The sequence below is a fragment of the Robertmurraya korlensis NBRC 107688 genome, assembly GCF_001591645.1.
Taxonomy (GTDB): domain Bacteria; phylum Bacillota; class Bacilli; order Bacillales; family Cytobacillaceae; genus Robertmurraya_A.
The window spans coordinates 109,001-126,948 of the sequence record NZ_BCVH01000010.1 but is presented as its reverse complement, the minus strand read 5'-3'; the positions used below and the strand labels follow the sequence as shown (position 1 = coordinate 126,948).

Below are 17,948 nucleotides of genomic sequence, written 5' to 3'. Positions count from 1 at the left end.
GTCCCCCTAACTTACGCTTCTTGCCCGACAGTTTCGTCCTCAATGCCAAGCTCTTGTTTAATCCAATCATATCCTTCAGCTTCCAAACGCTGAGCAAGCTCAGGGCCACCAGATTTAACGATACGTCCTTGCATCATTACGTGAACGTAGTCTGGTGTAATATAATTTAATAAACGTTGGTAGTGAGTAATCATTAAGCATCCGAACTCAGAGCTTCGCAATTCATTGATCCCTTTAGACACTACTTTTAACGCATCGATATCTAATCCTGAGTCAATTTCATCAAGGATTGCAATTTTTGGTTGAATCATCATTAATTGAAGGATTTCATTACGCTTCTTCTCTCCACCAGAGAAACCTTCATTAAGGTAACGTTGAGCCATATCTGGATCCATTTCTAAAAATTCCATGTTTTTGTCCATTTCACGGATAAATTTCATTAAAGAAATTTCGTTTCCTTCTTCACGACGGCTGTTGATAGATGAACGTAAGAAGTCTGCGTTCGTTACCCCACTAATTTCACTTGGGTATTGCATAGCTAAAAATAGACCAGCACGAGCACGCTCGTCTACTTCCATTTCAAGTACATCTTCTCCATCAAGAGAGATTGAACCAGAGGTAACTTCATACTTAGGATGTCCCATAATTGCTGAAGACAAGGTTGATTTACCTGTTCCGTTCGGTCCCATAATAGCGTGGATTTCTCCACCTTTAATTTCAAGAGTTACCCCTTTTAAAATTTCCTTTTCATCGATTGACACATGTAGATCCTTAATGGATAAAGTTGATCCTGACATATCTATTACCTCCATAATTTGAAAGAAAATTAGTTATTTCTTTAGTATTAAAACTTTATTTTAATTCTCATTCTATTCTCATTACAATCTTATAACAAATGAAATGTGATAGCAACTCTTATGAACTGACTTCTCGGTATATTACTTACCTATTTTTTTCTTCCATTATCTTTTCTATGTACGGGAACCACTTGATCAATAGGAAAACCAGTGGGATATTCCACTGGCCTGTTCTCTTCCTTATTATTATATACTCTACTAGTTATGAACCCTACGATCTAAATCAGCAATCATTCTTTGACTTTGCAAATAATTCAGTTGCCTTGCTTTTTCAATTTTCAATCTAACTTTATGTCTTCGACTGTAGGTTTCATATCCTACTCCATGAGCTCCATACAACGCCTTTTCCATCTCGCTCGTGTAGTTCAACCTTAGTTGACTGATATTGAATCCATCCCTTCAAATGATCGTTTTTTTTCGCCTTTATTGGTCACCTTTATCGTAACACAGGTCGAATGAACGTCACAAAGCTGAAAAAACACGATATTTTAGGATGTATGAGGGTCAGAGACTGTTAGAAAAAATTACAATACGATTTCCATACTTTTCTTGTCATTTCCTCTTATTAAAAGCTTAACTCATTGTTTTAATTGGTTAAAATCATCCATTGTATTTTGTACAAGGGTGACAGCCTGGCTCATGGCAGCGCCTCCACCAAAAGCTGCTGTTACACCAATTGCCTCAAGAATTTCTTTTTCAGATGCCCCTTGATCCATGCATCCTTTCACATGATAGATGATACAATATTCATCCTGAGAATATAGGCTAATTCCTAATGCGATTAGTTGCTTTTGCTTTTGAGATAATACGCCCTCTTGAAAACATGCTTCGGTGAATGCATTAAAATGACTAGCAATATCCGGCATTTTCTGAGTAAACGTGCCAAGTCCTAATTTATAATCATGTAGAGCCTCTTCACTCGGATTTCTTGGAATAAACCCTTGGTCCATTTTGTCCCACTCCAGTCTATAAGATATGTAGTATCACATAAATTAGTATCCTTGAATTAAGACAAATTATTACATATCCATAAAAAAACAGATGACTCTTATCAGAGACATCTGTTTATCACATTATTCAGATACTGGTACTACAGCACCTTTGTATTCTTCTAGGATGAAGTCTTGGATTTCTTTAGAGCGCAGAACCTCTACTAAAGTTTTGATTGCTTCAGAATTTTCATCACCTTTATTAACTACGATTAAGTTCGCATAAGGAGACTCACTGCCTTCAATCGCAATAGAATCTTCAAGAGGGTTAAGACCAGAATCCATTGCATAGTTAGAGTTGATTACTACTGCATCCCCTTCATTGTTGTTGAAGATTTGTGGTAATAATGATGCTTCGTACTCTGTATCAAAGTGGATGTTCTTTGGATTTTCAGCAATGTCTTCCATTGTTGCCTTTACTTTGTCAATGCCCTCTTTAAGGGTAATTACCCCTTCTTTTTCAAGCAACGATAAGATACGTCCGTGCTCAGCAACAGAGCTACTCATGATCACATGTGCTCCTTCTGGAAGTTCATCTAAGCTTTTGTACTTCTTAGAGTAAACACCCATTGGCTCAATGTGGATTCCACCAGCGTTAGCAAAATCGTAGCCATGCTCTTCTATTTGAAGCTCTAGGTAAGGAATGTGTTGGAAATAGTTAGCATCTAAATCGCCAGCTTCTAATGCTTGGTTAGGTAAGATGTAATCTTGGAAAGTTTCAATCTTTAAATCGATTCCTTTTTCAGCAAGAAGTGGCTTTGCTTCTTCTAAAATTTCAGCATGTGGTACATTAGAAGCTCCTACTACTAATTCAGTAGTGTCTGCTGCTTCTTCACCTGCGTTTGACTCATCGTTCGCTGTTCCGCAAGCTGCAAGAACTAAAGCAACGGTTAATGATAAAAATAAGCTTAAAAATTTCTTCATTCTTCTTTCTCCTATCTTTTGTCTAGTTTTGATGTTATAGAATCTCCAATAAATTGGATAATAAACACAATAATTAAAATAATTATAGTCGCCATAAAAGTCACATCGTTACGGCTTCTTTGGAACCCTTCTAAAAATGCAAGATTTCCTAGTCCACCTGCACCAATTACTCCTGCCATCGCCGTATAGCTCACTAAGGCGATTGCCGTTACCGTAATACCCGAAACTAATGCTGGCATCGATTCAGGGATTAGTACCTTCACAATAATCGTACTTGTTTTGGCTCCCATTGATTTTGCCGCTTCAATTACGCCTTTATCAATTTCGCGAAGCCCAATTTCTACCATTCTTGCATAGAAAGGAGCAGCACCGATAATTAATGCAGGTAAAGCGGCATTTTCACCAATCATAGTCCCTAGGATCGCTCTTGTAAAAGGAATAAGAAGAACGATTAGGATAATAAAGGGAATCGATCGAAACACGTTCACAACAGAACCGATTACTTTATTCACCACAATATTTTCCCAAATATTACCCTTTGCAGTTAAGAATAATAAAAGTCCTAAAATTAATCCTAGAATAAACGTAATAACAACTGAAATAGCTGTCATGTAAAGAGTTTCATTCGTTGCTTCAATCATTTTTTCCCAATTCACATTTGGCAAAAGTGTCTCAAGCATTCGAAATCACCTCCACTCCTACTTGTTGTGACTCGATATAAGAAATCGCTTTTGAAAGCTCTTCGCTTTCCCCATCCAAGTGGATGAAAAGAGTTCCGTAAGAACCATTTTGAGTTTGTGAAATTTTTCCTTGCAGGATATTTACAGTCACATTGTAGTGACGAATAAGGTTAGTGATAAGCGGCTGCTCAGCAGCTTCACCAACAAATCCTAATTGAACGACTGTACCATGAGGGTATAGCTCTAATAAATGCTCAATCGTTTCCTTCGTCTCTTCCGGCTCTGTTACCTGTTGAACAAATCGTTTCGTGATTTCTTCTTTCGGGTGTTTAAATACATCAAGTACCGGACCAAGCTCAACAACCTTTCCACCTTCCATAACAGCTACACGATGACAAATCTTTCTGATGACGTGCATTTCGTGAGTGATAAGAACGATAGTTAATCCTAAGCGCTTATTAATATCTACTAATAGCTCTAGAATGGAATCCGTTGTTTGTGGATCAAGAGCAGATGTTGCCTCATCACAAAGAAGAACCTTTGGATTGTTGGCAAGTGCTCTCGCAATCCCAACTCTTTGTTTTTGTCCACCACTCAGTTGTGAAGGGTATGCGTCTTCTCTACCTTCTAATCCAACTAAACGAATAAGTTCATCTACTCTTTTCATTCTTTGGCCTTTCGGAACTCCTGCAATTTCAAGTGGAAATGCAATATTCTCCCTTACAGTACGAGACCAAAGAAGATTAAAATGTTGAAAGATCATACTTATTTCTTGTCTAGCTTTACGAAGGCTACTTCCTTTAATTTTCGATACTTCATTCTTTGCCACAACAACGGATCCCTCAGTTGGAATTTCTAAACCGTTAAGCATACGAATGAGAGTACTTTTCCCTGCACCACTATAGCCGATTACACCAAAGATTTCTCCTTCTGTAATCTCTAAGTTTACATTATCAACAGCCGTTACTTTTCCTTGTCTTGAAGAGTAAATCTTCTTCACATCTTTTATCGAGATCAAAGGTTTCTCCTCCTTCCATTTCCGATTATTCTGATAAAACTACATGGTTTCGTGCTACAGAAGGCTTCATTTCCCCTATGTTCTAACATCCGTTCCATTCCTATTCGAATGAGGACAATCTATAAGAACAAAAAAACCTTTCTGCATGAGCAGAAAGGCAGAAACAATTACCTTTCTCTCATCTATCAAAGCATACGCTTTGTGTGAATTGGCACCATTTCAATATATGACGGTTGCCGGGCTTCATAGGGCACATCCCTCCACCTCTCTTGATAAGAGCTTATCAATTTATATGAACTTTTTAGTTGTAGTCTTAATCACGATTGCTATCGTATCATGGAAAAATAAGAGTGTCAACGATAAATTTCGACAAAAATCTTATGGATTACACATTGCTAGTAAGTGACGTTTTGCCTGTCGCTAATGTAATCGCTTGCTCGAGATCTTCAACTAAATCTTCTACATTTTCAATCCCTATTGATAGGCGAATTAAGTCCTCTGGAACCCCTGCTGCTTTTAGCCCTTCAGTGTCCAGCTGTTGATGAGTGGTGCTAGCTGGATGAATAACTAAGCTTTTGGCATCCCCTACATTTGCGACATGAGCCCAAAGGGTAAGACTATTTATGAACGTTGCTCCAGCCTCTCGACCTCCGTCAATTCCAAAGACAACGATTGAACCCGCTCCTTTTGGTAAGTATTTCTTCGCAAGCTCATAGTCTGGGTGCTTTTTATTTCCTGGATACATCACCCAATTAACTGCCGGATGGGCTTCCAAATAGTTTACCACCTTTTCCGTATTTGCCACATGCTCCTTCATTCTGACATGCAGGGTCTCTAAACCCAGTGTGAACTGGAATGCATTCTGTGGACTTAATGCTGGGCCAAGATCCCGCAGTAATTGAACCCTTGCTTTCACAATATAAGCGGCGGCACCAATTGCTTCACTATATACAAGATCATGATAGCTTACGTCAGGCGTTGTAAAGCCAGGGAATTTCGATGAATTCCAGTCAAACTTACCTCCGTCTACAATAATACCTCCAAGCGTAGTCCCATTACCTAATAACCACTTTGTTGCCGAATGAATAACGATATCGGCACCATGCTCGATAGGACGGCATAAATAAGGAGTCGCGAAGGTGTTATCAATAATTAATGGTACTCCCGCATTATGTGCGATGTTTGCTACTTCTTCGATATCTAAAATTCTCAAACTTGGATTTCCGATTGTCTCTGCAAACACGGCCTTTGTTTTCTCTGTAATAGCTTCTTTAAAGTTCTCTGGATTGGTGGAATCCACAAATTTCACTTGTATTCCATATTTAGGTAAAGTCACAGCGAACAGATTATATGTACCACCATATAGATTTGAAGCAGCAACAATTTCATCCCCTGCTTCAGCCAAGTTAAGAATGGCCAGTGTAATCGCTGCCATACCACTCGAAACAGCAAGTGCTCCTACTCCACCTTCTAACAGGGCCACCCTCTCTTCGAATACAGTAGTTGTTGGATTATGGATACGTGTATAAATATATCCAGGCTCAGCAAGTGCAAACAGATTTGCTGCATGCTCTGTGTTCTTAAACTGATAGGCATTGTTTTGATAGATTGGTACAGCTCTTGCTCCAGTTACCGGATCCGGGGTTAACCCACCATGGACACCAAGCGTTTCTAACCGGTACTTCTTCTGTTCTGACATTTCATTCACTCCCAATCATTTATTGTAATAAAAAACCCCTCATCTTAAGAAGAGGGGGAAATTACGTCTCTCCTTATCTTCCAGAGTAACCTCTGCTGGATTTAGCACCGTGTATTCTACCGGTTGCCGGGTCTCAAAGGGCCAGTCCCTCCACCACTCTTGATAAGAATTTTATGTTTAAGTCAATCACGTAGATGATAATAGCATGGATAAAATTAGGCAGTCAATGATAATTGCGAAAGTTCAGAAAAGTTTCATATATTATCCACAAGCTTATATGGCTTTACTAAAAAGAACATTGTTTCTAAGTATAATGTTGTTCGAAAGCTAGCCTGTAAGGTAACAAGATTCGATACCATTGCTTGTCTTAACTTAAACTCCCCACGAAGCAAGGATAATAAATGATCCTTCTTTCCTTGAAGCTGTGCATCGATATGATGATTTCCCTCCAATAATAATTCAACATTCCCTTTACTTATATGGATAAAGAAGACCTCATCTTCTGATTTTATACAAATAACGGTAGAAGCCTTCTTTAAAAAAGGCAGTAAATGGCTTCGGTTATTCCATTCATTCACGGTTTTTTGTAACTCGACAAGCATCATTCTTCCCCTCTCAATATCCGGATACCTATATATATTCCACTCGGAGAGAAGTCTTACCTTTAATATCTTTTCGACAAATTCCCAAGCAATTGTTAAGATAACTCACAAGGCTTTGTATCGAATGCTGTAGTTAGACTTCATTTCCCGAGAAATATGTCAACTTTTTGAACGATATTAATTTTACTGTCGAAGGATTATGGATTTCATATACAATAAAAAAATCAGACAAATACTGTCTGATTCCTACAATGACCTTAAACTTTCATATAAAAATGGTACCGATTGAAACGCATATATTTTCTTCACAAGTTCGTTGTTTCTTAACACAAGTAAACAGGGAACTGACTCAATCGAATATTGCTCAGCTAACGTTGGGACATAGTTTAGGTCAGCCTTTAGCCAGTTGTGCTGTGGCAAAAGCTGTTCAACGACCGAGAGCATTTTCCCTGCTACCTGGCATGTACCACATAAAGGTGTGTACAAGTAGAGAAATTTGGTCTCCTCATTCGCGAGGAGTATTTCCCTGTTATTTTCAAGCAATTCTTGCATGTTGTTACCCCTTCTTACACTTTGTCTAAAAATTGCGTAAAGACGTCGATGTTTGCCCCGAGCAGTACAGTAGCTAAATGATGTTCTGGTGCGGTAGCGACTTCTCTGTACGTTCGATCGATGTATAAATGGTCTGCTTCAGGAAATTCCCTTTTAAATAATCTTCGAAGCTTTTCTCCAGCTTCATCGGCATCCACAAGAATATAGACATCCTTTCCAAACAACTCATCAATGATCTCATCTAGCTTTGAAAGGGATATCGTTCCATTCGTACAAATAATGTCTACAGGCTCCTTAATAACCTTTTGCACCTTCTTTTTGTCTGACGTACCTTCCACAATAATTACTTTTTCAGGTCTCATTTCAGTCATTTGCATCACCTGTGAACATGTTGTATTTTTTCTTTACTTTATTCATTATTCTCGAAAGAGGTGTACAATTCCTCTAACTATTTTTATTATAAAAAAATAAACAGCGGAAAAACACCCGCTGCTCTTAGATTAACACCATCCACCCTCATCACAATCGGTATATCTTGGTTCGTCAGAGGATGGGGTCGATACAAGCTGAAAAATCTTCTCCCCAGCGTTTTCAAAATGATGCTCAAGTTGCATATTACTACCACTCGGTAAAGTTACCTTCCCGATTCGCTCGTTTTCTAAATAAAGAACTATTTCCCCATTTTGAAGTTTCCCGACAACACGGTCTGTAATATCTAACTTCCCTTGCTGCAAAGTCATGTTGGTAGCATCCCTTTCTTTTCTGTTATATGTTTAGCATACCCATGTTTGCTAGAAAAAAAAGAGACAATAAAAGACACCTATAAAGGTGCCTCATACATTAGTCTTCGTTAACCATTTCTTCATATTGATCAGCTGTCATTAGTTTATCTACTTCACTTGCATCTGTTGGCTCAATAACAATCATCCAAGCCTTTTCGTATGGTGATTCGTTAACGAACTCTGGGCTATCGTTTAACTCTTCGTTTATTTCCACTACTTTTCCACTTACTGGAGCGTAAAGCTCGGAAACTGTTTTAACAGATTCAACGCTACCAAACGGCTCATCAGCTGTTACTGTGTCTCCTACTTCTGGAAGTTCAACAAATACGATGTCACCAAGCTCAGATTGAGCGAAATGTGTAATACCGATACGAACCGTATTTCCCTCTGTTTTTACCCATTCATGCTCTTCAGAATAACGTAGATCCTTTGGTATACTCACGATCAAACCCCTCCAAATTATGTACTAATAGTTGATTACTTTGTAAGCCATACTTGTTCATAGTCTGCTTCCTTAAAGCCAAGCGTTACCTTCTCTCCATCTGTTAGCAATGGACGCTTAATTAACATTCCATCCGAGGCGAGAAGTTCAAGAAGCTCGTCCTCCGAAGATGTTGCAATTTTATCTTTCACACCAAGCTCGCGGTATTTTTGTCCACTTGTGTTAAAGAATTTTTTTAGCTCAAGTCCACTTGCATTGTAGTAGGATTCTAGTTCCGCTTTTGAAGGAGGCTGCTCTACGATATGTACCTCTTGATACTGAATATTGTGCGAATCTAGCCACTTTTTTGCGTTTCGACACGTTCCACATTTCGGATACCAATAGAAGGTCAATGCCATGTTACCACCATCCTTTTACACGTTCAATTGCATATTAACATAATTAGGTACAAATTCATAACCTTGACTACGAAATTTTCGAGGAATTTTATTCTTACAACCAAATACCCCCTACGCTACCTGAAGGGGGTATTATCCTTAGTTATAGGACAAATTTTTCTGCATCGATTAGTTTTTCTGATGCTTCGCGCTTTTTCGCAATGACGTTGATTGGTGTGTGTCTTGTAAATTTACGAAGTGCGGAAATCATCATTCGGAGTGCATCGCCTGTTTCTGTTGCCACAAGTGTTTCCTTTGCATGCTGCTCAATTTCATTGAACGCTTCCTGACAAAAGATTTGTGTATATAATAGCTTTTGCTTGCTCTTATCTTCTCCATCTTTTGCGATTGCTTTCTCTGTTCTTAGAACCACTGATTCCATTGCATAGGCATTGGATACAATATCAGCAATGTTCACTAAAATTTCCTGCTCTCTTTCAAGTGCTTTACCAAACTTTTGAGCAGCTAAACCAGCAGCAAGAAGACCAATTTTCTTTGCATTTTTCACTAGATACTTCTCCTGAGCTAACGGCTCATCTCCTGGTTCTTCCGGCATCAGCATCATAAGCTCTTCTTGTAGGGCTTGCGCTTTCTGGAATAATGGAAGTTCCCCTTTAAATGCTTTTCTTAAATAAGTTCCTGGAACTAATAGTCGATTGATTTCATTCGTCCCTTCAAAGATACGGTTTATTCTAGAGTCGCGGTACACTCTTTCAATTTCATACTCGCTCATAAAGCCATATCCACCGTGAAGCTGTACCCCTTCATCTGCTACGTAATCCAACACTTCCGTCGCGAAAAATTTATTTAATGAGCATTCAATTGCGTATTCAGCAATGGATGCGGCTACCGCTTTCCCATTTTTCACTTCTTCGTCCGATAGCTTGCTCATACGCTCTTCAAAAAGTCCCACCGTTCGGTAAACGGAGCTTTCCGCTGCGTATATTTTTGATGCCATCGTTGCGAGCTTTTCTTTTGTTAAATTGAATTGGGATAGCTTTGTTTTAAATTGTTGGCGTTGGTTCGTATACTTCGTCGTAATCTCAAACGCCGCTTTAGAACCGCCCACTGCCCCTACCCCAAGCTTATAACGACCGATATTTAGAATGTTAAAGGCAATAATATGACCCTTCCCATACTCTCCCAATAAGTTCTCAACCGGAACTTGAGCATCTTCTAAAATCAAAGTACGTGTGGAAGAACTCTTAATCCCCATCTTTTTTTCTTCTGGTCCAACAGACACTCCCGAAAATTCCCTTTCAACGATAAAAGCAGAGAAATGTTCGCCATCAATTTTTGCATAGACAACAAATACGTCAGCAAAGCCTGCATTTGTAATCCATTGCTTTTCTCCGTTAAGAACATAATGGGTTCCTTCTGCATTTAATACCGCTGTTGTTCTTGCTCCTAATGCATCTGAACCTGAGCCTGGCTCTGTTAACGCATAGGCAGCGAGCTTTTCACCTGTTGCTAGTGTCGGTAAGTATTTTTGTTTTTGACCTTCGTTTCCGAACAATACAATTGGAAGGGAGCCGATCCCCACATGCGCACCATGGGAAATCGAGAATCCACCACCTCGAGACATTTTTTCAGCGATTAATGCGGAACTGATTTTATCAAGAGCCAAACCGCCGTACTCTTCCGGAACGTCAGCCCCTAAAAGACCAAGTTCACCTGCTTCTTTTAAAAGCTTTACCGAACGGTCAAATTCGTGATTTTCGATATGCTCCACTTGAGGGAGAACTTCATTGGTAACGAAATCCTCCGTCATTTTTGCAATCATCTTTTGTTCATCTGTATAATCCTCAGGAGTAAAAACTCGATCATAGGAAACGTCTTCAATTAAAAAGCTCCCACCTTTAATAAGTTTGTCTGTTTGATTAGTCATGTTATTTCCTCCGTTCTATTATGATGGCTTTATAAAAGTTCAAACACTCCAGCAGCACCCATGCCGCCTCCGATACACATGGTGACCACCCCAAATTGTTGATTGCGTCGCTTCATCTCGTGAATAAGAGAAAGGGTTAGCTTTGCACCAGTACAGCCAAGTGGGTGACCTAGTGCAATGGCTCCACCATTGACATTCACCTTTTCCTCATCAAGTCCTAGCTCACGAATGACTTGAATGGATTGAGAGGCGAAGGCTTCATTAAGCTCAAATAATCCAATATCCGATAACTCTAATCCAGCGAGCTTTAATGCTTTTGGAATCGCTACAACAGGACCAATTCCCATAATTTCAGGTGGCACGCCTCCAACAGCAAACGATCTGAACTTAACAAGAGGAGTGAGTCCATGAGCCTCTGCTTTTTCTCGATCCATGACCATAACTGCGGCCGCACCGTCACTTGTTTGTGAGGAGTTTCCTGCTGTTACTGTCCCTGTTACGGAAAAAGCCGGACGAAGTTTTGCTAATGTTTCTATCGTTGACTCAGGACGTACCCCTTCGTCTTGACTGAAAACAAACGGTTTCTCAACTAGCTTATTGTCTTTCCCAATCGAACGTAGAATAACGTCTACTGGAACAATCTCATCAACAAACTTTCCTTCTTGAAGGGCTTTCGCTGCTTTTTGATGACTGCGTACCGCAAAAGCATCCTGATCTTCACGAGAGATTCCAAATTTCTTTGCTACCTCTTCTGCTGTGTGGCCCATTCCCATATAGTACTGCGGTGCTGATTCAGCCAGCTTGGCATTTGGTCTGACTACATGGCCCATCATCGGCACCAAGCTCATTGATTCTGACCCACCAGCGATGATAGTGTCGGCGTGACCAATCATAATTTTTTCAGCAGCGTAAGCAATCGATTGAAGACCAGATGAACAATAACGGTTGATGGTAATAGCAGGTACCGTGTCAGGGAGTCCTGCAAGTGCCCCAATATTCCTTGCCATATTGAGCCCTTGTTCTGCTTCTGGCATAGCACAACCAATAATTAAATCATCAATATTCCCATCGTAATTTCCCGCGCGCTTTAATGTTTCTCGTACAACCAGTGCACCAAGATCATCAGGTCTAACACTAGCAAGCGATCCTTTTTTTGATTTCCCCACTGGAGTTCGTGCTCCTGCAACAATTACCGCTTCTCTCATCACGTTCCCTCGCTTTCACTTTATACTACGACTCTATTAATCTATTAGTTGCGCAATGGTTTTCCTTTAATGAGCATATGCTGCATTCTTGCTTGTGACTTCGGCTCTGCGATCAAGCTCAAGAACGCTTCTTTTTCCAAATCAAGTAAGTATTGCTCATCTACTTCTGTTCCAAATGGAACTTTCCCACCGGCAATGACATAAGCAAGTTTCTTTGCAATTTTCAAATCATGCTCTGAAATATATCCGGAGTAGTACATCGTTTGTGCTCCTAGTAGTAAAGTAGCGTACCCTGTTTCACCAACGACTGGTACCTTCTTTCGAACAGGTGGCTTATAGCCTTTTTCATAAAGAGCTAGGACAACCTGCTTTGCATCGTATAGCTGGTGATCTCCATTGACACTAACTCCATCAGCTTTGTTTAAGAAATTGTTTTCACGTGCTTCGTCTCCTGATGTTGACACCTTTGCCATCGCAATCGTTTCAAACACTTTATTCGCTACGTTTTGAAGATCAAATGGAACACCGTTTGGCATGCTGCTTAAAAACTTCATGTACAGCTCTTTATTCCCTCCACCTCCAGGGATAAGGCCAACTCCTGCCTCAACGAGTCCCATGTAAGTTTCCATCGTAGCTTGGATATGTGCAGCCGGTAAGCAAACCTCTGCTCCTCCACCTAGTGTCATTGCAAAAGGTGCAGCAACCACTGGTTTTGTGCTGTATTTTATCTTCATCATCGCTTGCTGGAAGTGACGAACAACCATATCAATTTCAAAAATATTATCGTCCTGAGCTTCCATAAGGATCATCGCAAGGTTGGCACCGACACAAAAGTTCTTTCCTTGATTCCCGATCACCAAGCCCTTGAAGTTCTTTTCCACTTCATCAACGGCAAAATTAATCATTTGTACAATGTCGAGTCCAATCGCATTGCTTTGTGAGTGGAACTCGAGAAGTGCTACTCCATCTCCGAGATCAATTAAGCTCGCACCACTATTCTTTTTAATCACACCACGCTGTTTTTTGATTTTTTTCAAATTGATAACCTTAGGATTCTCTTCAACTAGTTTGTATTCACCATTCGTATAGAAATAAAGGTCACCATTTTCTTCTTCCTTATAAAAGCTTGTATGACCATTTGCTAGCATTTCCTTGACCCAGCTAGAGACGGTAAGGCCATCTTTCTCCATTTTGGCAATGGACTTTTCTAGACCTAATGCATCCCAAACTTCAAATGGCCCTTGTTCCCACCCGAAGCCCCATTTCATGGCACGGTCAATGGCGACGATATCATCGGCAATTGTACCGAGTAAGTCTGCAGAATAAACAAGTACTGGACTAAAAATATTCCATAATAATTGCCCTGCACGGTCATCCGCATATACAAGCGCTTTCATTTTATTCGCTAGTCCTTCTTCCTGTTTACTCATTTCGACAGAGGCAGTTTTTAATTTTTTCCGCTCCACGTATTCAAGAGTGGCAGGGTCTAATTCAAGTATTTCTTTTCCTTTTTTCTGGAAGAATCCTTGACCAGATTTGCTTCCAAGCCAACCCTTTTGTAGCATCTCGTTCATAAAGGCAGGTACTTCAAATACTTCCTTCTCCGCACCTTCCACCTGTTCATACACATTTTTTGCTACATGCGCAAATGTATCAAGTCCAACCACATCCAAAGTACGGAAGGTTGCACTCTTTGGTCGCCCAATTAATGGACCAGTTACCGAATCAATTTCTCCAACACTGTACCCACCTTTAAGCATTTCTTGTACTGTCACTAATAGACCGTACGTGCCAATTCTGTTAGCGATAAAATTTGGCGTGTCCTTAGCAACAACAACCCCTTTTCCAAGAATATCCTCCCCGTATTGCTTCATAAAATGAAGTACATCGGGTGAAGTATGTTTGGTTGGAATGATTTCTAAAAGCTTTAAGTATCTAGGTGGATTAAAAAAGTGTGTACCAAGAAAATGCTTTTGGAAGTCTATAGAGCGTCCTTCTGCCATGGCCTCAACAGAAATACCTGAAGTATTTGAGCTTACAAAGCTACCCGGCTTTCGATATTGGTCCACCTTCTCGAAAATCTGCTGTTTAATGGTTAGGTTTTCTACGACGACTTCAATGATCCAGTCAACTTCGCTTAATCGTGAAAGGTCATCTTCAAAATTACCTGCTTCAATAAGGGCCAAATTGCCTTTTGAGGTTAATGGTGCCGGCTTTTGTTTTATGAGCTTTTGAAGTGCTGTTTGGCTGATTCGATTTCTTACAGCTTTATCCTCAAGCGTCAACCCCTTTTTCTTCTCGTCATCAGTTAGTTCGCGTGGAACAATATCTAATAGCAGTGTTGGAACACCGATATTGGCTAGGTGTGCGGCGATACCGGACCCCATTACCCCCGAGCCTAAAACGGCAGCTTTTTTAATTTGTTGGATCAACTTTTGTCTCCCCCTTTTACTTTTTGAGTGGATTCGATAGTTTGAATGAATACTCATTCATTTTTGGTTACTCTAATCATAAGATATTTAAAAATTTTACGCAATCCTTTGTCATTGAAATTTGAAAATTTTTTGAAATTTACATTATTTTATGCGAGCAATAGAAAGCTATGATTGTGGATATGTTATACACGAGTAAAAATGTTTGGGGGTGTACCTATGGCAAAAATGAAGAAAGACCCATCAAAGGCTGGAGTAAGTGCTGCTAGCGTTAAAGGGAATGCTGGCCCAACTGTTGAAAATGACGGTGGCGGGAAAAGAAACAGCCAAAACAATCAGTATAAGAGATAAATGCTGTGTGCCCGCACTTAGTTTGGTGTCGGGTACATTTTTTTTTGAAGTACTGGTATTTGATTAAAACAAAACAAAAAATCTGACTATGTATAAAGTCAGATTTCCTCTAGGATTCATTCGTGGTTCTTAAGTTTTTTGAAGGCCTTTCTAGTTTCGCCCACGTCTCTCATCAGACGATACGGTTTACTAAGTACCCTTATTGGAAATTCTCCAATAAACTTACTAAGGTCTTCCCTATACTCTTCATTTAGTCTTGTAGGTTTTGTTGTAATGCGTTTGTATACTTCTTTATACAATTCTCTTGTAGGATTTAAATTCATTTCAAGTTTGCGGTGGCAGTTTGTGCACTCTGTACTATGGATCTTATCGTTTAAGTACTGAACACGGTGAAGGGTTTCATCATGACAGCGTGAGCAATATAGGGAGACATCAATTTCTGAGATTTTCATATTTACCTTCTCCTTATTACATATTCCGGCAATACATACCACTTCTCTGTTAAATGCCACTTAATTATATAATAGTATATTTTATCCTTTATCGAAAAGGTACAAGAAAAGAGTTATTCATTATATTTATTAATCATTGCACTTGCCGTTAGTTCATCGGTGATTAAAACATCAATAAATTTCCCTTTTAATGCACCTAATATACTTTCTACTTTATGTTCCCCTTCAACAACTGCAATTACTTTTTTTATACTTTTGAACTCTTCCAGGGTAATGCCAATGACTTTCTTATTTAATGTATCATTTATTGGCTGACCATTTTCATCAAAAAAACGATAACCAATATCTCCAACAGTTCCTACTTCTCGGAGATGAGATAAATCATCCTCTTGCAAATATCCTAGTTTCATTAAAGTTGAGTCGGTAAATGGATTGCCAATTCCGACTAGTGCAATATCCACATTCCTACCGTTTTCTAGGACCGTTTGGATATCCTGCATTCCCATTAACCGCTCCTTTAGTTCTTCCGTTTCAACAATTGCCGGAGCATATAAATAAGTACAAGTACTGTGAAGCTTTTTAGCTAATTCACTTGCAAGCTGATTTGCATGGATTTGTACTTGCTTTACACCCATCCCACCTTCCAATGGAACGACGGTAACCTCTTCTCTTCGTTCAAAAGGGTATTCTAAGACAAGATTAGCTAATGTATCTCCCCATGAAATCCCAATACTCTTAACATCCTTCATACTATTTGAAATATAGTTAGCACCAGCCTGCCCTACTTCCCTCTTGGCCATTTCACCGGTTAATCCGTTATTCGGAACAACCACTACATCAGTAAGATGGAAATATTTCTCTAGCTTCCGCTCTAATTCAACTGTGTGGACACTTTCATCCTTAATATAGACCTTAACGATTCCTTCATCCTTTGCCCTTTGAAGCAATTTGGATATAACAGGTCTTGAAACTCCTAATTTTTCGGCAATTTGTGCCTGTGTCCAGCCGTCATGATAATACATACTGGATACCTTCACCAATTGTCTCTTTTCTTGCCAATCCACATTAGCCATCTCCTTCACGGCAATGATTTTTTTATTTTTACAATTGTTTTGTATATGAACATTTTAAACCATATTATTTCAAAAATCACCACACCCATAGCAAAAGTGCCGAGAATATTTATTCTCGACACCAGTCTTAGTACTCACTATGTTCTATACCAATATATTAAACAGCTGATTGTATAGCTCTATCCGTTCTTATTTTGTTAACTGCATTCACGGCTGCTTCATAGAAGGTTTCTGATATAGTTGGGTGTGGATGAATCATCTTAGATGCTTCTTCGATCGTACCCTCCAAATACATGAAAGCGGAGGCTTCGGAAATCATTTCTGTTACGTGAGATCCGGCCATCACAACACCTATGATTTCACCGTATTTTGCTTCATAAATAATTTTTGTAAATCCTTCTGGTTCTCCCGCGCTTAGTGCTTTACCGCTCCCGGCAAAGTCGAATTTTTCCACCAATACTTCCATCCCCTGCTTTTTCGCTTCTGCCTCAGATAAGCCGACAGAGGCGATTTCAGGTAATGTGTAGATACAACGCGGCATGACTTTGTAATCAATTTGGTCAATCCCGCCCGCAGCATTATTGGCCGCAACGACTCCTTCAGCACTTGCTGCGTGAGCGAGTTGCCAGCCCCCTATGACGTCACCAACTGCATAAACATTGGTCTGCGAAGTTTCCATTTTATCATTTACTTTTATAAATGGTCCGTTCTGTTCAAGATGAAGTTCTGTAACTGCCGATAGATTCGGGCGGCGTCCAGTGCTCACAAGTAATGTATCTGCTTGTAAGGTAAGTTCTTGCCCCTTTGCATCCTCACATATGACGGTTTTCAGACCTTCTGTTTCCTGAACTCTTAGGACCTTTGCACCCGTATGAATGTTAATCCCTTTTTTCTTTAACATTTTTGTTAAAAACTTGGATGCCTCAGCATCCTCTGTGGGAATGATTCGATCAGCAGCCTCAACGATGCTTACTTGGGCTTTTAGTGAAGCGAAGATAGTTGCAAATTCAACACCGATCACTCCGCCTCCAATAATGATCACAGACTTTGGTATTTCCTTAATATCGAAGATTGTATCACTTGTATCAAATTGAACAGTATCCAATCCCGAAATCGGTGGTACGGCTGGTGTTGATCCTGTTGCCACAATCACTTTTGCTGCCTGAACCGACTCTTCTCCAACAGCCGTTTTCACCTTCACTACTCCACCAGGAAGTACTGAGCCATACCCGTTATATACATCAATTTTTCCTTGTTTTAGTAAAAAGGCGATGCCTCCACGCAACCGTTGTATCACGTCGTCTTTTCGCTTTTTTATTTTACTAAAAGAAAAGGTAAGGCTTCCGGTTTCAATTCCCCAATCCTTTGCCTTTTCAATTTGTTCAATGACTTCCGAATGCTTTAAATAGGTCTTTGATGGGATACACCCGCGATTTAAGCATGTTCCTCCAAGGAAGTCTGCTTCAATAAGGGCTGTTTTTTTACCGAGCTCAGCAGCATGTAGAGCTGCTACATAACCGCCAGGGCCTCCTCCAACTACAACAATATCGTAGAATTTAGTCATT

20 protein-coding genes and 2 riboswitches are annotated in these 17,948 nt (G+C 39.8%); of the genes, 1 reads left to right on the top strand and 19 read right to left on the bottom strand.

Annotated elements, in window-relative coordinates; genetic code table 11:
* Window positions 1–11 precede the first annotated feature (11 nt).
* From sufC to BKO01S_RS14565, 16 genes are all read right to left on the bottom strand, one after another.
* A complete protein-coding gene (sufC, locus tag BKO01S_RS14635; RefSeq protein WP_066055402.1) occupies window positions 12–797 on the bottom strand; it encodes a Fe-S cluster assembly ATPase SufC in 786 nt (261 codons plus the stop codon).
* A gap of 258 nt (window positions 798–1,055) precedes the next feature.
* The gene (locus BKO01S_RS25295) at window positions 1,056–1,208 is read right to left on the bottom strand and encodes a YuzK family famiily protein (protein WP_501193738.1); all 153 of its coding nucleotides are present in this window, start codon (window positions 1,206–1,208) and stop codon (window positions 1,056–1,058) included.
* A gap of 227 nt (window positions 1,209–1,435) precedes the next feature.
* Window positions 1,436–1,807 (bottom strand): carboxymuconolactone decarboxylase family protein, encoded by a 372-nt coding sequence (locus BKO01S_RS14630; protein WP_066055399.1) that lies wholly within the window; start codon window positions 1,805–1,807, stop codon window positions 1,436–1,438.
* Window positions 1,808–1,930: 123 nt separating this feature from the next.
* Window positions 1,931–2,770, bottom strand: coding sequence for a MetQ/NlpA family ABC transporter substrate-binding protein (locus BKO01S_RS14625; protein WP_066055396.1), 840 nt, complete (start codon window positions 2,768–2,770; stop codon window positions 1,931–1,933).
* A gap of 11 nt (window positions 2,771–2,781) precedes the next feature.
* Window positions 2,782–3,450 carry a methionine ABC transporter permease gene (locus tag BKO01S_RS14620; protein ID WP_066055393.1) on the bottom strand — a complete coding sequence of 223 codons (669 nt, stop codon included), beginning with the start codon at window positions 3,448–3,450 and terminating at the stop codon, window positions 2,782–2,784.
* Entirely contained in the window at window positions 3,443–4,468 is a 1,026-nt protein-coding gene (locus BKO01S_RS14615; protein ID WP_066055390.1) for a methionine ABC transporter ATP-binding protein, read from the bottom strand. The genes BKO01S_RS14620 and BKO01S_RS14615 overlap by 8 nt, the downstream gene beginning before the upstream one ends.
* Window positions 4,469–4,643: 175 nt before the next feature.
* Window positions 4,644–4,747, bottom strand: a riboswitch (SAM riboswitch).
* 106 nt (window positions 4,748–4,853) lie between these two features.
* Window positions 4,854–6,167 (bottom strand): O-acetylhomoserine aminocarboxypropyltransferase/cysteine synthase family protein, encoded by a 1,314-nt coding sequence (locus tag BKO01S_RS14610; protein WP_066055387.1) that lies wholly within the window; start codon window positions 6,165–6,167, stop codon window positions 4,854–4,856.
* Between the two features lie 70 nt (window positions 6,168–6,237).
* Window positions 6,238–6,336, bottom strand: a riboswitch (SAM riboswitch).
* Between the two features lie 85 nt (window positions 6,337–6,421).
* Window positions 6,422–6,769: an SCP2 sterol-binding domain-containing protein gene (locus tag BKO01S_RS14605; protein WP_066055384.1), complete on the bottom strand. Its 348-nt coding sequence runs from the start codon at window positions 6,767–6,769 to the stop codon at window positions 6,422–6,424.
* Window positions 6,770–7,015: 246 nt separating this feature from the next.
* Entirely contained in the window at window positions 7,016–7,321 is a 306-nt protein-coding gene (locus BKO01S_RS14600) for a thioredoxin family protein (RefSeq protein ID WP_066055381.1), read from the bottom strand.
* 14 nt (window positions 7,322–7,335) lie between these two features.
* Window positions 7,336–7,692, bottom strand: coding sequence for a toprim domain-containing protein (locus BKO01S_RS14595; RefSeq protein ID WP_084362091.1), 357 nt, complete (start codon window positions 7,690–7,692; stop codon window positions 7,336–7,338).
* Window positions 7,693–7,821: 129 nt separating this feature from the next.
* Window positions 7,822–8,061, bottom strand: a complete 240-nt coding sequence (locus BKO01S_RS14590; RefSeq protein WP_066055378.1) for a YusG family protein — start codon at window positions 8,059–8,061, stop codon at window positions 7,822–7,824.
* A gap of 100 nt (window positions 8,062–8,161) precedes the next feature.
* Window positions 8,162–8,545, bottom strand: coding sequence for a glycine cleavage system protein GcvH (gene gcvH / locus BKO01S_RS14585; protein ID WP_066055374.1), 384 nt, complete (start codon window positions 8,543–8,545; stop codon window positions 8,162–8,164).
* Window positions 8,546–8,580: 35 nt separating this feature from the next.
* Window positions 8,581–8,943: an arsenate reductase family protein gene (locus BKO01S_RS14580; protein ID WP_066055371.1), complete on the bottom strand. Its 363-nt coding sequence runs from the start codon at window positions 8,941–8,943 to the stop codon at window positions 8,581–8,583.
* A gap of 142 nt (window positions 8,944–9,085) precedes the next feature.
* Window positions 9,086–10,870 carry an acyl-CoA dehydrogenase FadE gene (locus BKO01S_RS14575; protein WP_066055368.1) on the bottom strand — a complete coding sequence of 595 codons (1,785 nt, stop codon included), beginning with the start codon at window positions 10,868–10,870 and terminating at the stop codon, window positions 9,086–9,088.
* A gap of 29 nt (window positions 10,871–10,899) precedes the next feature.
* Window positions 10,900–12,075: an acetyl-CoA C-acetyltransferase gene (locus BKO01S_RS14570; RefSeq protein ID WP_066055364.1), complete on the bottom strand. Its 1,176-nt coding sequence runs from the start codon at window positions 12,073–12,075 to the stop codon at window positions 10,900–10,902.
* A gap of 44 nt (window positions 12,076–12,119) precedes the next feature.
* A complete protein-coding gene (locus BKO01S_RS14565; RefSeq protein WP_066055569.1) occupies window positions 12,120–14,504 on the bottom strand; it encodes a 3-hydroxyacyl-CoA dehydrogenase/enoyl-CoA hydratase family protein in 2,385 nt (794 codons plus the stop codon).
* Between the two features lie 222 nt (window positions 14,505–14,726).
* Here BKO01S_RS14565 and BKO01S_RS23985 point away from each other — a divergent pair, with 222 nt between their 5' ends.
* On the top strand, window positions 14,727–14,858 hold the full coding sequence (locus BKO01S_RS23985; protein ID WP_084362090.1) for a YuzL family protein: 132 nt from the start codon (window positions 14,727–14,729) through the stop codon (window positions 14,856–14,858).
* Between the two features lie 116 nt (window positions 14,859–14,974).
* Here BKO01S_RS23985 and BKO01S_RS14560 read toward each other — a convergent pair whose 3' ends face one another.
* The 3 genes from BKO01S_RS14560 to lpdA all read right to left on the bottom strand — a co-directional run bounded on the left by BKO01S_RS14560 (window position 14,975) and on the right by lpdA (window position 17,947).
* Window positions 14,975–15,310 carry a bh protein gene (locus BKO01S_RS14560; protein ID WP_066055363.1) on the bottom strand — a complete coding sequence of 112 codons (336 nt, stop codon included), beginning with the start codon at window positions 15,308–15,310 and terminating at the stop codon, window positions 14,975–14,977.
* Between the two features lie 113 nt (window positions 15,311–15,423).
* Window positions 15,424–16,332, bottom strand: a complete 909-nt coding sequence (locus BKO01S_RS14555) for a sugar-binding transcriptional regulator (RefSeq protein WP_439951048.1) — start codon at window positions 16,330–16,332, stop codon at window positions 15,424–15,426.
* Between the two features lie 208 nt (window positions 16,333–16,540).
* Window positions 16,541–17,947, bottom strand: a complete 1,407-nt coding sequence (gene lpdA / locus BKO01S_RS14550; protein WP_066055357.1) for a dihydrolipoyl dehydrogenase — start codon at window positions 17,945–17,947, stop codon at window positions 16,541–16,543.
* Window position 17,948 lies beyond the last annotated feature (1 nt).

Excerpts from the sequence above, each read along its gene's own strand:
- BKO01S_RS14570 (WP_066055364.1), bottom strand. The coding sequence starts at position 12,075 with ATGAGAGAAGCGGTAATTGTTGCAGGAGCACGAACTCCAGTGGGGAAA.
- BKO01S_RS23985 (WP_084362090.1), top strand. The coding sequence starts at position 14,727 with ATGGCAAAAATGAAGAAAGACCCATCAAAGGCTGGAGTAAGTGCTGCT.
- BKO01S_RS14560 (WP_066055363.1), bottom strand. The coding sequence starts at position 15,310 with ATGAAAATCTCAGAAATTGATGTCTCCCTATATTGCTCACGCTGTCAT.
- BKO01S_RS14590 (WP_066055378.1), bottom strand. The coding sequence starts at position 8,061 with ATGACTTTGCAGCAAGGGAAGTTAGATATTACAGACCGTGTTGTCGGG.
- sufC (WP_066055402.1), bottom strand. The coding sequence starts at position 797 with ATGTCAGGATCAACTTTATCCATTAAGGATCTACATGTGTCAATCGAT.
- BKO01S_RS14605 (WP_066055384.1), bottom strand. The coding sequence starts at position 6,769 with ATGCTTGTCGAGTTACAAAAAACCGTGAATGAATGGAATAACCGAAGC.
- BKO01S_RS14630 (WP_066055399.1), bottom strand. The coding sequence starts at position 1,807 with ATGGACCAAGGGTTTATTCCAAGAAATCCGAGTGAAGAGGCTCTACAT.
- BKO01S_RS25295 (WP_501193738.1), bottom strand. The coding sequence starts at position 1,208 with ATGGAAAAGGCGTTGTATGGAGCTCATGGAGTAGGATATGAAACCTAC.
- lpdA (WP_066055357.1), bottom strand. The coding sequence starts at position 17,947 with ATGACTAAATTCTACGATATTGTTGTAGTTGGAGGAGGCCCTGGCGGT.
- BKO01S_RS14610 (WP_066055387.1), bottom strand. The coding sequence starts at position 6,167 with ATGTCAGAACAGAAGAAGTACCGGTTAGAAACGCTTGGTGTCCATGGT.
- BKO01S_RS14595 (WP_084362091.1), bottom strand. The coding sequence starts at position 7,692 with ATGACTGAAATGAGACCTGAAAAAGTAATTATTGTGGAAGGTACGTCA.
- BKO01S_RS14620 (WP_066055393.1), bottom strand. The coding sequence starts at position 3,450 with ATGCTTGAGACACTTTTGCCAAATGTGAATTGGGAAAAAATGATTGAA.
- BKO01S_RS14580 (WP_066055371.1), bottom strand. The coding sequence starts at position 8,943 with ATGGCATTGACCTTCTATTGGTATCCGAAATGTGGAACGTGTCGAAAC.
- BKO01S_RS14625 (WP_066055396.1), bottom strand. The coding sequence starts at position 2,770 with ATGAAGAAATTTTTAAGCTTATTTTTATCATTAACCGTTGCTTTAGTT.
- BKO01S_RS14555 (WP_439951048.1), bottom strand. The coding sequence starts at position 16,332 with ATGTATTATCATGACGGCTGGACACAGGCACAAATTGCCGAAAAATTA.
- BKO01S_RS14575 (WP_066055368.1), bottom strand. The coding sequence starts at position 10,870 with ATGACTAATCAAACAGACAAACTTATTAAAGGTGGGAGCTTTTTAATT.
- BKO01S_RS14600 (WP_066055381.1), bottom strand. The coding sequence starts at position 7,321 with ATGCAAGAATTGCTTGAAAATAACAGGGAAATACTCCTCGCGAATGAG.